This window comes from Reyranella sp. GW821-FHT14A01, from assembly GCF_058803965.1.
Genome location: NZ_JBXAPM010000019.1, coordinates 19,541 through 34,254 on the forward strand (window position 1 = coordinate 19,541; position 14,714 = coordinate 34,254).

The 14,714-nt window shown below is 65.7% G+C and carries 15 protein-coding genes and 1 pseudogene; 4 read left to right on the forward strand and 12 right to left on the reverse strand.

Going from position 1 to position 14,714, the window contains the following annotated elements; genetic code table 11:
* The first annotated feature begins 201 nt into the window (after positions 1-201).
* Positions 202-1,104 (forward strand): sugar ABC transporter substrate-binding protein, encoded by a 903-nt coding sequence (locus AC1ROX_RS27305; RefSeq protein ID WP_493131422.1) that lies wholly within the window; start codon positions 202-204, stop codon positions 1,102-1,104.
* Between the two features lie 9 nt (positions 1,105-1,113).
* Here AC1ROX_RS27305 and AC1ROX_RS27310 read toward each other — a convergent pair whose 3' ends face one another.
* From AC1ROX_RS27310 to AC1ROX_RS27320, 3 genes are read right to left on the reverse strand one after another with little or no spacing between them, the layout of a single operon-like run.
* On the reverse strand, positions 1,114-1,956 hold the full coding sequence (locus AC1ROX_RS27310; protein WP_493131246.1) for a carbohydrate ABC transporter permease: 843 nt from the start codon (positions 1,954-1,956) through the stop codon (positions 1,114-1,116).
* 4 nt (positions 1,957-1,960) lie between these two features.
* A complete protein-coding gene (locus AC1ROX_RS27315) occupies positions 1,961-2,869 on the reverse strand; it encodes a carbohydrate ABC transporter permease (protein ID WP_493131248.1) in 909 nt (302 codons plus the stop codon).
* A 37-nt stretch (positions 2,870-2,906) separates the two neighbouring features.
* Positions 2,907-4,247, reverse strand: coding sequence for an ABC transporter substrate-binding protein (locus AC1ROX_RS27320; RefSeq protein ID WP_493131250.1), 1,341 nt, complete (start codon positions 4,245-4,247; stop codon positions 2,907-2,909).
* A gap of 132 nt (positions 4,248-4,379) precedes the next feature.
* On the opposite strand from AC1ROX_RS27320, the gene AC1ROX_RS27325 reads away from it, so the two are divergent.
* Positions 4,380-5,006: a class I SAM-dependent methyltransferase gene (locus AC1ROX_RS27325; protein ID WP_493131252.1), complete on the forward strand. Its 627-nt coding sequence runs from the start codon at positions 4,380-4,382 to the stop codon at positions 5,004-5,006.
* A 14-nt stretch (positions 5,007-5,020) separates the two neighbouring features.
* Here the strand turns inward: AC1ROX_RS27325 and AC1ROX_RS27330 are convergent, their stop codons facing one another.
* Genes AC1ROX_RS27330 through AC1ROX_RS27340 form a run of 3 tightly spaced genes read right to left on the reverse strand, consistent with a single transcriptional unit; the run spans position 5,021 to position 7,799 of the window.
* The gene (locus tag AC1ROX_RS27330) at positions 5,021-5,485 is read right to left on the reverse strand and encodes a nuclear transport factor 2 family protein (protein WP_493131254.1); all 465 of its coding nucleotides are present in this window, start codon (positions 5,483-5,485) and stop codon (positions 5,021-5,023) included.
* 18 nt (positions 5,486-5,503) lie between these two features.
* Positions 5,504-6,721 (reverse strand): CaiB/BaiF CoA transferase family protein, encoded by a 1,218-nt coding sequence (locus AC1ROX_RS27335; RefSeq protein ID WP_493131256.1) that lies wholly within the window; start codon positions 6,719-6,721, stop codon positions 5,504-5,506.
* A 43-nt stretch (positions 6,722-6,764) separates the two neighbouring features.
* Positions 6,765-7,799, reverse strand: coding sequence for a fatty acid desaturase family protein (locus AC1ROX_RS27340; RefSeq protein ID WP_493131258.1), 1,035 nt, complete (start codon positions 7,797-7,799; stop codon positions 6,765-6,767).
* A 265-nt stretch (positions 7,800-8,064) separates the two neighbouring features.
* Between AC1ROX_RS27340 and AC1ROX_RS27345 the strand changes: the two genes are divergently transcribed.
* Entirely contained in the window at positions 8,065-8,280 is a 216-nt protein-coding gene (locus AC1ROX_RS27345) for a cold-shock protein (protein WP_493131260.1), read from the forward strand.
* Positions 8,281-8,428: 148 nt separating this feature from the next.
* Here AC1ROX_RS27345 and AC1ROX_RS27350 read toward each other — a convergent pair whose 3' ends face one another.
* The 3 genes and pseudogenes from AC1ROX_RS27350 to AC1ROX_RS27360 all read right to left on the reverse strand — a co-directional run.
* Entirely contained in the window at positions 8,429-8,719 is a 291-nt protein-coding gene (locus AC1ROX_RS27350; RefSeq protein ID WP_493131262.1) for a hypothetical protein, read from the reverse strand.
* A gap of 145 nt (positions 8,720-8,864) precedes the next feature.
* Positions 8,865-10,160 (reverse strand): AsmA family protein, encoded by a 1,296-nt coding sequence (locus AC1ROX_RS27355; RefSeq protein ID WP_493131264.1) that lies wholly within the window; start codon positions 10,158-10,160, stop codon positions 8,865-8,867.
* A gap of 283 nt (positions 10,161-10,443) precedes the next feature.
* Positions 10,444-10,773: pseudogene (locus AC1ROX_RS27360) on the reverse strand (AsmA family protein); the annotation flags it as partial.
* Positions 10,774-10,886: 113 nt separating this feature from the next.
* Between AC1ROX_RS27360 and AC1ROX_RS27365 the strand changes: the two are divergent.
* A complete protein-coding gene (locus tag AC1ROX_RS27365) occupies positions 10,887-12,110 on the forward strand; it encodes an ABC transporter substrate-binding protein (protein ID WP_493131266.1) in 1,224 nt (407 codons plus the stop codon).
* A 28-nt stretch (positions 12,111-12,138) separates the two neighbouring features.
* Here the strand turns inward: AC1ROX_RS27365 and AC1ROX_RS27370 are convergent, their stop codons facing one another.
* The 3 genes from AC1ROX_RS27370 to AC1ROX_RS27380 all read right to left on the reverse strand — a co-directional run bounded on the left by AC1ROX_RS27370 (position 12,139) and on the right by AC1ROX_RS27380 (position 14,709).
* Positions 12,139-12,543, reverse strand: coding sequence for a DUF4345 domain-containing protein (locus tag AC1ROX_RS27370; protein ID WP_493131268.1), 405 nt, complete (start codon positions 12,541-12,543; stop codon positions 12,139-12,141).
* A 75-nt stretch (positions 12,544-12,618) separates the two neighbouring features.
* Positions 12,619-13,599 (reverse strand): Bug family tripartite tricarboxylate transporter substrate binding protein, encoded by a 981-nt coding sequence (locus AC1ROX_RS27375; RefSeq protein ID WP_493131270.1) that lies wholly within the window; start codon positions 13,597-13,599, stop codon positions 12,619-12,621.
* 246 nt (positions 13,600-13,845) lie between these two features.
* The gene (locus AC1ROX_RS27380) at positions 13,846-14,709 is read right to left on the reverse strand and encodes an SDR family NAD(P)-dependent oxidoreductase (protein WP_493131272.1); all 864 of its coding nucleotides are present in this window, start codon (positions 14,707-14,709) and stop codon (positions 13,846-13,848) included.
* Positions 14,710-14,714 lie beyond the last annotated feature (5 nt).

The following is a 14,714-nucleotide window of genomic DNA, read 5'->3' on the forward strand; positions in this document are numbered from 1 at the left end:
GGCGGCTGGCCTGCTGGCCGGTAGCGTGCCCGCGTTTGCGCAAAGCCCGCCGCCGCCGGGACCGCAAGGCATCGTGGTGCCGACCGTGTTCCCACCGTTCAATGCCAACGCACCCGCCTGCACGCCGCCGCCGGGACTTCGCAAGGTGCTGGGCAGGACAATGAACGCGAGTTCATCCAGGGCGTCGCCCGCGGCCTGGCGCTGGCGGCCCGCGATCGCGGCCTCGACTATCGCATCGCCCTCGCGCGCAACGATGCCGCCCTGATGATCCAGCAGGTCCAGCAGTTCCGCGCCGACGGCATCGGCGCCGTGGTCACCGCGCCTGTCGATCCGGCGTCTCTTGCGCCCAGCCTGCAGCAGCTCATCTGGTCGGGCGCCTATGTCGGCGCCGTGGTGCCGCCGCCTGCGACCGAGATCCTGAACGCGCCGCAGTATCTCACCGGCAAGGTGCTGGGCGATGCGGCGGCCGCGTATATCCGCGATCGCCTGCGCGGCCGCGCCAACGTGGTCCTGCTGACGCACGACAGTCTTCAATTCCTGGCACCGCGCTTCGTGGCGATGCGCGACGCCCTGAAGAACATGCCGGGCGTGACCATCGTCGCCGATCTCTCGCCCCAGACGGTGAACAAGGCCGGCGGCAACGCCGCGATGCGCACCATCCTGCTCGCCCATCCCAATGTCGACGTCGTGCTGGGCGCCGATACGGTCGTGCTGGGCGCGCTCGAAGCGTTGCGGGCGGCCGGCAAGGCGCGGCCCGACCAGTTCCTGGGCGGCATCGACGGCGAGCCCGAGGCGGTCGCCGAGATCAAGAAGGGCGGCCCCTACAAGGCGAGCATCAGCCTCGCCTCCCCGATCTTCGCCTATGCGTTGGGCCAGCACGCCGCCGACTGGCTCGAAGGCAAGAGCATCCCGCAGGCGATGGATATTCTCCCGAGTGCGCTCACGCTGGCCAACATCGCTCAATACGAAGCCGACGTTGCCGATCCCGGCAGCGTCTATCGCGATCCGGCGCGGCGCACGGCCTATCTCAGGATGTACGGCAACATCTGCTACGACACGCGCGACCGTTACGTGAACTTCCCCTGGTCGTCGGAGCGCCGGTAGCGGCCGGCGCTATTTGACGCCGCCCGCCGACAGGCCCTGCACGATCTCCTTCTGGATGATGATCGTGAGCACGATGACCGGCAGCATCACGATGATCGCCGCGGCGGCGAGCGGGCCCCAGGCGAAGCTCTCGAAGGTCAGCATGTTGTAGACCGCGACCGGCATGGTGCGCGTGGTGCGGCCGGCGAAGACGGCGCCGAAGATGAAATTGTTCCACGAGGAGATGAACGCCAGGATCGCTCCGACGACGATGCCCGGCCGGGCGAGCGGCAGCGCGACATAGCGGAAGGCCTGCCACAGCGTGGCGCCATCGATGCGCGCCGCCTCCTCCAGCTCGTGCGGCTGCGTCTCGAAGAAGCCGATCATGATCCAGACCACAATGGGAAGCGTGATCACCATGTGGGTGAGCGCGATCGGCCAGACCGTGCCAATCATGCCCAGCACCTGGAACAGCGTGAAGAGCGGGATCAGGTAGGACAGGCCCGGCGTCATGCGGCTGAGCAGCAGCACCGCCGCCATCTTGTGGGCGCGCGCCTTGGCGATGCCGTAGCCCGCCGGCACGCCCAGCAGCAGCGCAACCAAGGTCGCCGAGCCGGTGACCTGCACCGAGTTCCAGAAGTAGAGGAACATCGGGCTTTCCTCGAACACCTTGGCGAAGTTCTCGAGGGTCGGTTCGGTCGGCCAGAAGACCGGCGGCCAGGCGGTGTTGTCGATGTCGTACTTGAGCGACAGCGACAGCATCCAGAAGAAGACGAACAGGCACGGCGCCAGCAGCACGGCGACCGAGACCGCCAGCGCCACCTTGTCGACGACCTTGCGGATCTTGCGCTTGGTTCGAAGCGTCAGGGCCATCGGGTCAGTTCCACTTGGCCTTCTGGCGCGCCCAGAGAAGGATCAGCGAGAGCGCCACGATGATGCCGAAGAACACCACGACGACGGCCGAGGCCGTGCCGACCTGGTTGTAGGCGAAGGCCTGGGCGTAGAGGTAGACGTTCAGCACCTCCGACGATGTGCCCGGTCCGCCGTTGCAGATCACCCATATGGTCTCGAAGACCTTCAGCGCGTCGATGGTGCGCATGATCAGCGCCACCACGAGGAACGGCAGCACCAGCGGATAGGTGATCTTCCAGAACATCTGCCACTGGCTGGCGCCGTCGATCAGCGCCGCCTCATAGGGCTCGGTCGGCAGCGAGGCGAGGCCGCCCAGGACGATGATCATGACGAAGGGCGTCCACAGCCAGATCTCGACCAGGATCAGGCTCGGGATCACCGTGTTGGGCGAATAGACCCATTCCGAGGGCGGCAGGCCGACCAGGCTCAGGAAGTAATTCAGCACGCCGAGCTGCGGATGGAACATCATGGTCCAGACCAGCGACACCGCCACCGGCGTCGCCATCATCGGCATGATGAACAGAGTGCGGAAGAAGCCGCGTCCGCGGAATTTCTTGTGGAACACCAGCGCGGAGATCGTGCCCAGCACCATCGGCAGCGCGACGGCCAGGATGGTGAAGTAGACCGTGTGGCCGATCGATTCGAGGAAGCGGCGGTTGCTGGCCAGCGCGATGTAGTTGTCGAGGCCGATGAAGACCTGCTTGCTGCCGATGTGCCAGTCGTTGAGGCTCATCCAGATCGTGAAGATCCACGGGAAGATGATCACCGCGGAACTGACGATCAGGGCCGGCCAGATGAAGAGCAGATAGGGACGCAGGCGGCGTTCGCCCGCCGTCCGCGTCCCTGCCGCTATTGTAGACTCTACGCCCGCCAAGGGTCCCTCGCTCCGCTCGGGATAAACGACTTCGTCGTTAACTCGCCTCGCTCTTGTCGAGGACCGGCTTGAACTCGGCCGTGGCGCGCTTCATCTCGGTCGCCGGATCGGCACCGCCCAGCAGGTTGGTCAGCGCCGTGCCGATGACGTCGCGGAACTCGGTCACCGGCACGATCACCGGCAGGCCGGGCATGCTGATCGGCGCGCAGCCCGCCGCGCAGTCGGCCCATTCGCGCGGGATGGTGAGCGTCGACAGGATCGCCGGATCCTTGAGCGGCGCGGTCCGGAACGGGATGCCGCCGCCGACCTGCAGCATGCGGCCGGCCATGGTGCGGCCGGTCATCCACAGCATCGTATAGTAGGCGGCTTCCTTGCGGGCGGCGGCCTTGGGGATCGCCATGCCGCTGCCGAAAGTCACGGAGCCGTGGCCCTTGGGACCCGACGGCGGCAGGCCGTAGCCCACCTTGCCGGCGACGCGACTCTTGGTCTTGTCCTCGACCGGCGCGGCGAAGCCCGTGGCGTCGATCCACATGGCGGCCTTGCCCTGCATGAACAGGCCCTGCGCCTCGTTCCAGTTGAAGCCCGCGATGCCCGCCGGCCCGTAGGACGACAGCAGCTTCTTGTAGTATTCGGCCGAGGCGATGGCGTCGGGCGAATCGGTGATGAGGCGCAGCGGCTTGCCGGTGACCGTCTCCTGGCCCCAGCCCGAGAGGAGCTGCGTCCACAGCACGACATTGGCGTTGCGCACGCCGCGGCCCACGAAGCCCGAGACGCCGGCCGACGGATCGTTGAGGGCCGCGGCGGCGACCATCATCTCGTCGAGCGTCTTGGGGAACTGGACGTTCTTTTTCGCGAACAGCTCCTTGTTGTAATAGACCATGAAGTAGTCGCAGAGGATCGGCAGCGCGTTGATCTTGCCGTCCGACGTGGTGGCGAAGCTCATGCCGAGCTTGGAGATGTCTCCCAGCTCGTACTCGGCCGGCATCATCTGCGGATCCTTGACCCAGTCGGTGAGATCGAGCAGCCAGCCGGCCTTCTCGAACTGGCGCTTCTGGACGTGGAAGGCGAAGTTGAAGAGGTCGAAACTCGGCTTGCCCGAGTTCAGCTCGATTGCCACCTTCTGGCGCGCCTGCTGCTCGGGAATGACCTCGATGCCGAGCTTGATGCCGGTCTGGTCCAGAAATTCCTTCTGGTGCTTCTTCATGAGATCGGCACGCGGGCCGGTCTCCATCAGCACCTCGACCGTCTGGCCCTTGAAGCGCTGCCAGTTGAAGGCGCCGCTCTGGGCATAGGCGGTGACGATATTGAGCATCGGCGCGGCAAGACCGCCCAGGGCAACGCTCTGCAACGCACGGCGACGCGTGATCGAACGAACCATTTGCTTCCTCCAGACGCTTTTCAGTCGCGGGTTTTCCCCTGCGTTGAGCGAAGCCTAGAGGAACACGCACGCGGCGTCATCGGGAGAAAAGCGCTAGGGTGCCGTGCATCGATGCATTGCAGGAGTGGTGAGATGCCGGACCAGAGCGGCTACTGGGATCGCGGCGCCGGCAAGACTTTTACGCATCCGCTGAGCGACGATTTCCTGGCGGCGCTCCGTCCGGGCGATCGGATCCTCGATTATGGCTGCGGCTACGGACGCAGCCTGGCGCAACTCGCGAGCCTTGGTTTCACCAATACGGTCGGCATCGACTTCTCCCGCGAGATGGTGGCGCGCGGCCGGCGCGAACAGCCGGGCCTCGACCTGCGCCACATCGAGCGCCCTTTGCTCGACGAACCGGACGGCAGCTTCGACGCCGTAATGATCCTGGCGGTCCTGACCTGCATCGCTGGCGACGACGAGCAGGCGGCCGTATTGCGGGAGATTCACCGGCTGCTGCGACCCGGCGGCGTCCTGTTCATCAGCGACATGCCGTTGCAGGACGATGATCGCAATCGCGCGCGCTATGCCGAAGGCGCCAGCCTCGGACCTTACGGCACGTTCGATACCGGCGACGGCGGCGTGGTGCGCCATCACGCCGCCGATCACATGCTGGGCTGGCTGTCAGGCTTCGAGCCGATAAGCCAAAAGCGAATCGACCTCACGACGATGCACGGCAATCCGGCAACGGGCGTGCAGCTCGTCGCCCGCAAGGTCTGATCAGAAGCCGCCGCTCAGAAGCCAAACGTGCTGAGCCCGGGATGGTCGTCGGGCCGGCGGCCCAGCGGCCAGTGAAACTTGCGGTCCGTCTCGGCGATCGGATGTTCGTTGATGCTGGCGAGGCGCCGCCTCATCAGCCCGTCGGCGTCGAATTCCCAGTTCTCGTTTCCGTAGGCGCGGAACCAGGTGCCGCTATCGTCGTGGAATTCGTAGGCGAAGCGGACGGCGATGCGATTGCCGGCGAAGGTCCAGAGCTCCTTGATCAGGCGGTAGTCGAGTTCCCGTGCCCACTTGCGCTTGAGGAAGGCCTCGATGGCCTCCCGGCCATTGATGAATTCCGCGCGATTGCGCCACCGACTGTCCGGCGTGTAGGCGAGCGCGACCTTCGCCGGATCGCGGCTGTTCCAGCCATCCTCGGCGAGGCGGACCTTCTCGATGGCTGTCTGCTCGGTGAAGGGCGGCAAAGGCGGACGGGACATCGGAGCCTCCTCTGTGGATCAGATGATCTTGCGCGCGCGCAGGTCCGCGAGCTTGGCCGCATCGTAGCCCAGCTCGCCCAGGATCGCGTCGTTATGCTCGCCCAGCTCCGGCGCGATGCCGGGCTTGGCCGGCGTCTCGGAAAACTGCCACGGCGTGCCGTGCACCTTCAGCTTCTTGCCGAGCTTGGGATACTCGACCTCGGTGACATAGCCGTTGGCCACGACGTCCGGATCGTTCGAGGCTTCGAGCAAGGTGTTGATCGGCGCCGAGACGATGTCGGCGCCGCGCAGCCGGGCGACCCAGTCCTCGCGCGTGCCGGTCGCGAACAGGCCGTCGAGCGTGGCCAGAAGCTTGGTGCGCTTGGCGTCGTTGTCGATGATGATGCCGAGATCGGCGAAGCCCGCTTTCACCAGGTGCTCGTAGAAGCCCAGCGACGACATCGCGTCCTTCCAGTTCTCCGGGCCGACGAGCTGGAAGACCAGCGGCTTGCCGTCGCGGTCGTCGAAGCTCGCGCTGATGCCCGGCCGCTCCCGAGTGCCGGTGATGCGCGCCTGGCCGGTGACCGGATTGCGGTCGCGCCACATTGCCGTCTGAAGCGTCCAGCCCATCAGCCGGATCTGGCCGCCGAGCAGCGACAGGTCGATCTTCTGGCCCACACCCGTTGTGCGCGCATGCGTCAGCGCCGCCAGCGCGCCGCCAAACGTCAGGATCGCGCAGGTCTCGTCGGCCACCGACACGACACCGGTCTTCATCTTCTGGCCCGCAGACGAATATGCCTCGGCGATGCCGCCCAGTGCCTGCGCCATGGAATCGGTACCGGGCAGGTGGGCATGCGGGCCGTTGGGGCCGTAACCCGAGATCGAGACATAGACGAGCTTCGGGTTGACCTTGCGCAGCTCCTCCCAGCCGAAGCCGTTCTTTTCGGCCGCCCCCGGGCGGAAATTCTGGCCGAAGATGTCGGCCTTCGCGACCAGCTTGCGCAGGATCTCCCGCCCTTCCTCGCTCTTGAGGTTGAGGGTGACGCTCTTCACGCCGCGATTGTTGGCCTCGAAGAAGGTGCTGCCCATGCCCGGCAGCACGGTCATGCGGCGCGACGGGTCGCCGCCCTGCGGCGATTCGATCTTGATCACGTCGGCACCGAGATCGGCCATCAGCATCCAGGGCACGGTGCCCGCCTGCGCGGTGGAGCAGGAGACGACCTTGACGCCCTGAAGCGGGCCGTGAGGGACAGACATATGAACCGGGGCTCCTCTGTGAGGGCCCCAAGCTAAAGCAAGATCAGGCTTGCGTCTCCCGCCGCGCCACGTCGCAGAAGCGAACGAGGCGGCTCGACGCTTCGTCCCACAGGGTCAACCGCGGCGCGCCGAGACCCGCGCGCAGGCCGAGGGGCGGAACGGCGCGCACGCTCTGGGCTGCTTCGTGAGCCGCCGGAAGCCGGTAGTTGGGAATGCGCTGATTGAGATGATGGACATGATGGAAGCCGATATTGCCGGTGAACCAGCGCAGGACGAGCGGCAGATCGAACCACGACGATCCGTCCATCGCGGCATCGACATAGCGCCACGCGCCGCGGCCGCTCCACTGCGCGCCGGGGAAGCGATGCTGCAAGGTGAACAGCCACACGCCGAGGATCGACGCGACGACCATGATCGACAAGTGCACCAGCAATACATCGCGCCAGTCCAGCAGCAGGACGAGCATCGCGAACAAGGCAACGAGGCTCGCATTGGTGAGCAGGACCGAGCGGCGCTCGCGCACCCACGCGCGCGGCGTGTCGAACGGCAGGCGGTAGAGCAGCACGAACACCAGGGGCGGCAGAAGGAAGTTGGCGATCAGCGGATGGCGGACAAGCCGGTGAAAGAACCTCTGGCGGCGCGACAGTGCCATATAGGCGCGCACCGTGAGACAAGAGGAATAGATGTCGCTGCCGCGATCACCGCGATCGAGATTGTTCCACTCGGCATGATGCTGAGCGTGCTGGCGACTCCAGCTCGCGAAGGGCGTGAAGGTGCACAGGCTGCACAGACGGCCGACGATCACATTCGCGCGGCGCGAGACGAAGTACGAGCCATGGCCGCAATCATGCTGGACGATGAAGACCCGCACCATGAACGCCCCCGTGGGTATGGCGAGCGCGAGGGCCAGCCACGGGGAAATGCCACAAGCGGCGTACATCGCTGCGCAGCCTGCCAGGAAGGGCCCGAATGACGTTGCGAGCTGCCAGAGGCTCTGCCGCACGCAAGGGCGCGCGTGCAAAGCGGCGGCAGCGCGCAGCTCGGCATCGACGGAATTGGCGGTAGAGTGAGGTTGCATGAATACCTCCGTCGTCCGCCCACGGGGCGGCGACCAAGTTATATTTGGTCCTTGATAGTGTCCGAACAAAGGACCATATGAGCCTCGTCGATACACGGACATCTGATTTGGTCCGCGCCCGCAGGCAATGTTCCAGCGGCCCGCTCCACGACACTTGATCCCGAAAGCCAGTGCAATTTCGACAGGCTCCAGCGTGTTTCCGCATGTTCAAATGCGGAGACGGCGTACGGTCCTGCATATCCAGATATCAGCAAAGGGGTCTCCCATGACAACGACGGGAACCGTGAAGTGGTTTAACATTCAAAAGGGCTTCGGCTTCATTCAGCCGGACAATGGCGGCGCCGACGCCTTCGTGCACATCAGCGCGGTCGAGCGCGCCGGCATGAGCATGCTGAGCGAGGGCCAGAAGCTCGAGTTCGAACTCGTTGCCGATCGCAAGAGCGGCAAGCTTGCGGCGGAAAACCTCAAGGTCGCAGCGTAACCCGCGCCGCCGGCAACGGCGGTAGCCCTCCTTTCCTGCGTGCCACCACGGATGTACTGGGGCGTGCGGACGGGAGCGGCAAGGCGAACAGGGCCCCGTACCCGGAAAGGTGCGGGGCCTTTCGTTTGGGCGCTCGTGGTCTCTCCGGCTAATTTGCCTTGAAGACCTTCGTCATCGCCGACATCAGGTCCTTCGGCCCCTTGTCCATCAACATCGCCTTCGGCAGTTCGTCGAAGCGCTGGCGTCCGCTGTCCGTAAGGCACGGACCGTCCTTGCTGTCCTTGATCAGGCGCAGATTGCGCAGCCGGGTCAGGTCCTGGGCACGCATTGCCCGCACATCCGACTGGCCGAAAGCGACCCGCCGCAAGGTGACCTCCTCTTCCGGAGTCAGCACGGCGATAGGGGTACGCGGCGGTTCGGCTTTACGTTGAACGGTCATGTCGCATCCTCGTCTGGCGCTTCGATGCATCGTCGGATGCTTTCGGAATTTGGAGGCGCCGACGCAGACGTCGCCGAATACCCTTCATAGATGGGCGCTTGAGGGGTCGGCGGCAAGCATTCATTCCCCGCGGGGCGGAGGACAGCTAGGGCGCGGAAAGCATTTCCTGGGTAAGACCCGCGCAGGGCACGTCCTTGGCGTTGCCGAAGACGGGCGTCGGAATGGGAATGACCCGGCCGAGCGAAATCTGCGGCGTGCGTAACTTGCCCTCGATCATCACCGCCCCGTGCAGGTCGAGCAGATCGAAGCTCTTGGGATCGGCATCGATCTCGGCCTTCAGGGCCTGGCTCTTGAGCGAGAGCTGTCCCTTCACGTGCAGGACCGATTTCTGGGTGTCGAGCAGGGTGCGGTCGAACACGACGTTACCCTGCTGGAAGTTGAGACGGCCCACCGCGCACTTGATGGGGATACGGTTGTCGCCGGTCACATAGATCACCAGCGCATCGAAGATCTGCAGGCCGGCGAGGCTCACCATCAGGCTGCTGACCGACCCGCCGCCCAGCGCGAAAGCCATGTAGCCGTTTGCCGAACCCATGACGTGGGCAAGCGAGCGGCCATTGCCCGCGAGAGACACGCGTCCCTGGATCTTGCCCTGCGTGGCGTCGAAGTAGCGCGATTCGCGGAAGAAGTTCTTCAACTCGATATCGGTCGCCCTGAGGTTGGCCTTCACCTTGGGATCGTCGGTGCGCGCGTCGATGCCGAGTTCGCCGGCAATTGCGCCGCCTCCAACGACCGACAAAGTGAGCGGCTTGACCGTCGCATTGCCATCCTGAATCAGGACACGGAACGCGAGCGCCTGCACCGGCAGCCAAGGCGGCGCGATCACCCGCTTGGCGTCGAGCGTCACGTCCATGTTCATGGCGCGCATCTTCTCGACGTGCAGCGGCACGTTGGGGAAGAGATCGCCGGTCGCCTCGAGCTGCGCCTGCGTCTGGGCCTGCTTGGCCGAGACGTTGGTCTTGCGGGCCGGCGTCGCGCCGACCAGCGGCGCCAGATCCTCGAAGACGAGCTTCTGCGACACGAGCTTGGCGGTCAGGAACTGCGGCTTCTTGCGCTCGTCGATGATGACTTCGCCGGTCAAGTCGCTCTCGCCGACCCGCCACTTGGATTGCACGAACTTCCAAAGGCCCGGGTCGCGGTCGAGCTTGCCGGTGATCGTGTAGGGCGGCGTCGGCGGGCCCGGGATGCCGAGCAGCGGATAGATCTCCGACAGGTTGGGACCGGAGAGGGTGAGATCGACATTGGCGCCGGTCCACTGGAAGGGATCCTGCACGGTTCCCTTCGCCTTCAACTTGGTGCCGCCGAAGCTCACGTTGAGGTCGAGCGGATAAGGCTGCTCGGTGTCGCGCAGCATCAGCACCGAACCGCCGATGAACTTCACTTCGAGTGGTTGGCCTTCGAGCTTGCCCTTGAGCAGCAGTTGGGCCTCGTCCTCCGCCTTGCCGGTCGCGGTCGAGACCGTGCCGTCCAGTTCCAGTTTGCGCTTTGGGATCGCGGTAGCCCAGCTTGCCTTCCGTGATCTCCAGCTTGCCGATCACCGGCGCGTCGAACCGGTTGTCAGGCTCCAGCGCCTTGGCCGTGCCGGTCACGACCGGCGTTTCGTCCATGCTCCAGTTGAGCTGTTCCTTGTCGCCCGTCTCGACCTGGACCTCGGGCTTGCGCAGCACAAGCCGTGGCAGGACGAGGTTGCCGCCCAGCAGCGGCCACAGGCGGATGTCGAAATCGACCTGCTCGACCTTGAGCATGTAAGGCGCCTTGCCCCACTTGGCATTGGCGACCTCAATGCCCTCCAGCTTGACGTTGGCGGTCCAGCCCCAGTCGACGGCGACCTTGGCAATCTGCGTCTTGCGCCCTGTGAAATCGCTGGCCCGGCTTTCGAGCTGGCCGCGGAGATAGTCCGAGGTCGCAACGAAATAGACCGCCCCGGCGGCGATCACCACGAGGCCGAACAGGATGCCGGCCATCCAGGCCAGGATTTTGGCCGCACGTCTCATGAAACCGAAACGAGCCGCCCCTGCCCCGGTTGCAGAACGATTCAACAGTGGAAACGGGTAGACGCCCTGACTAGGGTCTGCCCATCAGGGGAGTTGCATAGGGAGTGGTTTCAATGCGGTATGGACTTTGGAGCGCGGCAGCGGCCGTCGTGGCGCTCGGGTTGAGCGCGACGTCGGCGCAGGCCCAGTATGGCGACGGCGCCATCAAGATCGGTGTGCTGAACGACCGGTCCGGCACCTATGCCGACCTGTCGGGCCAGGGCTCGGTCTGGGCGGCCCGCAAGGCCGTCGAGGATTTCTGCAAGGCCAACAAGTGCCACGACAAGATCGAGATCCTGGCCGCCGACCATCAGAACAAGCCCGACGTCGGCGCCAACGTGGCGCGCCAGTGGTTCGACGTAGACAAAGTCGACGCGATCGTCGACGTGCCGACCTCGTCGGTCGCGCTGGCCGTCCACAAGATCGCGCAGGAGAAGAACAAGGTCCTGCTGGTTTCGGGCGGCGCCTCGTCCGACCTCACCGGCAAGGACTGCACGCCCAACACGATCCACTGGACCTACGACACCTGGTCGCTGGCCAACGGAACCGGCCAGGCCATCGTGAAGACGGGCGGCGACAGCTGGTTCTTCCTGACGGCCGACTACGCCTTCGGTCATGCGCTCGAGCGCGACACCGAGGCGGTCGTCGTCAAGAACGGCGGCAAGGTGGTGGGCAAGGTGCGCCATCCCTTCCCGACCTCGGACTTCTCCTCGTTCCTGCTGCAGGCGCAGGCCTCGAAGGCCAAGATCATCGGCCTGGCCAATGCCGGCGCCGACACGACCAACGCCATCAAGCAGGCGGCCGAGTTCGGCATCGTTTCGGCCGGCCAGAACCTCGCGGGCCTGCTGGTCTTCATCACCGACGTGCACGCGCTCGGCCTGAAGGCGGCGCAGGGCCTGATCTTCACCGAGGCCTGGTACTGGGACGGCAACGACGCCAACCGCGCCTTCGCCAAGGAGTTCGCCGCGGCCAACAAGGGCAACATGCCGACCATGGTCCAGGCGGGCGTCTATTCCGCGGTCATGCACTACCTCAAGGCCGTGCATGAGCTGAAGGCCGAGACCGACGGCGCCGCCGTGGTCGCGAAGATGAAGGAACTGCCGACCGACGACGTGCTGTTCGGCAAGGGCAGCGTCCGCGCCGACGGCCGCAAGATCCACGACATGTATCTCTTCGAGGTGAAGAAGCCGGCGGAGAGCAAGGGCCCGTGGGACTACTACAAGCAGCGCGCCGTCATCCCGGCGGCCGAGGCCTTCCGTCCGACCGCGGACGGTGGCTGCCCGCTGGTGAAGAAGTAAGCTCAGATTGGAAACGACGGGAGGCGGTTCATCCGCCTCCCGTTTTTCTTTGCCCGCGCGGCACCAGCCGCGACTGCCAGAAGCACAGCAAGGGCGTGACGCAGAGCTCCATCGCGAGCGCTCCGGCCACGGACGGCGACAACGGATCGCCCATCATCACCCCCAGCAGGCGACAGAAGCCGCCAATGACAACCACCGCCGTCAGCACGCGGATGCACGTCGTCCGCCGCTCGATGTCGGGGATCGCAGCCCAGAAGGCGAGCCCGATGGCGAGTAGCAAGCCCGACAGATAGCGGCCATGGTTCAGCAGCGACCCCACGGAACCTGCGAACGGGTGAAACACGCCCCACAGGCCGGCGGCGACCGGCACGATCCCGGCCACGGCAAAGCTCGCCTGTGCGGCGCGCTTCCCGGCGACCGAAGCGGCATTCATTCCAGCCCATCCCTTCCCGGCATCAGGCCGGTTCCTTCTCCATACGAAGGAGCCGGCCCGTCCGATCAGTGGGCTTTAGTCGCCCGCGGCGATGTTCTTTTCCTTGGCGATGCCGGCAAACGTGTCGACCGTGGTGTCGAAGAGCTTGCCGAATTCCTTGCCGTCGAGGCCGACGGGATCGAAGCCGAGTTCGGCCAGGCGATCGGAGACCGCCTTGTCCTTCAGCACGGTCGCGAGCGCGGCGTGAATGCGCGCCTGCGCGGTAGCCGGCGTTCCCTTGGGCGCCAGCAATCCCTGCCAGGTCTCCTGCGCGAAGCCCGGCGCAATGGTTTCGCCGGCGGTGGGGACGTTCGGGAAGGACGGGAACCGTTTCGCGCTGGTCACGGCGAGCGCCACGAGCTGGCCCGCGCGCGCCTGCTGGGCACCGGCGGCGAAAGTGACGACGACGGCGTCGATGTTGCCCGCGATCAGGTCCTGCAGGGCCGGCCCGCCGCCGCGATAGGGCACATGAGTCACGCGCAGATTGTCCGCGGCCCGCATCAGCAATTCGCTGGTGAGATGCTGGCTGCTGCCGAGGCCGGGCACGCCGACATTCAGCTTGCCCGGATTGGCCTTGGCCGCCGCGGCGAAGTCCTGCGCCGTGGCCAAGCCGGAGCGCGGATGGGTGAACAGGCCCTGCGGGCCCGAGATCGCCAGCGAGACCGGCGCGAAGGACGGATAGAGCGGCGGCGAGCCCGGAAGCGGCAACGCCTCGGTCGCCGCGAACGTGTCGTTGACCAGCGCGAAGGTGTAGCCGTCCGGCTGGGCGCGCGAGGCGGCGAGCGTGCCGACGCGGCCTGAGCTGCCGCCGATATTCTCGACGATGACGGTCTGGCCGAGCTGGGCGCCGAGCGGCGCCTGGATCACGCGCGCGAAGAGGTCGACGCCGCCGCCCGGCGGCCAGGGCACGACGATCTTCACGGATTTATTGGGATAGGCGTCCTGGGCGCGCACGACAAAAGGCGCCGCAACGGTGGCACCGGCGAGGCCGGCGATCAGGGTACGTCGTTTAAGCATGACTTCTCCGTTCGCCGCTGCGGGAAGCAGGGCGCTGGGTTCGACGAATTGTTGGAATTCAGTGGGCGTCGCGCGTCAGTGCCAACACCGGCAGATCAATGGAGAGAGGATCATGCCCCGAGGGTGACGGTGACGCGTTGCAGGGTCAATGAAACGGGTTCATCGATTGGTGTGCGCCTGCGAACAAATCGTTCTGCGCACCCGCCGATCTGCAGAAATTGTTGCGGCTGCGAACGCCTGCTCTCGCTATCGAACGTCCGGCGCTTTCAGGAAGCCTTCGAAGGCTTCCTTGTAGTCGGGATGCCAGCGCGACAGGGCCGGCCGGTTCTCGACGATGTCGCGCGCGGCCCACAGGATGCGGCGATTGTCGGTGTCGCGCGTGACCTCATTGTCCGGGCAGAGGATGTAGAAGTCGCCCTTCGCCATGCCCTCGACGAGCATGTCGATCACCTGATCGGGCGTCCATGCACCGGCCGGCTTCTCGGTGCGGCCGCGGCTGGTCATGCCGGTGAAGGTCGAACCCGGGATCAGGAGATGCGCGGAGATCAGCGCGCCGGACTCGTTGCGCAGACTGTGGGCCAGCGCTTCGGTCACCACCTTCACGCCGGCCTTGCTGACATTGTAGGCGGTGTCGCCGGGCGGACAGGTGATGCCCTGCTTCGAGCCGGTGTTGACGATGGCGCCGGAAGTCTTCTGCGCCAGCATCGCCGGCGCGAAGGTCTGCACGCCGTTGATGACACCCCAGAGATTGACCTCGAGCACCTTCCGCCAGCGATCGATGTTGTCCCACGGACCGCCGCCCGGCGCGGTTCCCGCATTGTTCATCAATACGGCTACTTCGCCGAACGCGGCGTAGGCGCGATCCTTGAGCGCCTGCACCTGCGCGAGATCGCTGACATCGGTCGGCACCGCGAGGACGGAGTCCCGTCCCTGCGGCGCAACGGCGGCAACCTCAGCGACCGCCGTCTCCAGTCTTTCAGCCGAGAGATCGGCCAGACAAACCTTCATGCCCATCGCCGCGAAGCGGCGGGCGGCCGCGAGGCCGATGCCGCTCGATCCTCCGGTGATGACGGCGACGCGACCGGCGGCGAGTGCGGGATGGGTCGTCATGTTGC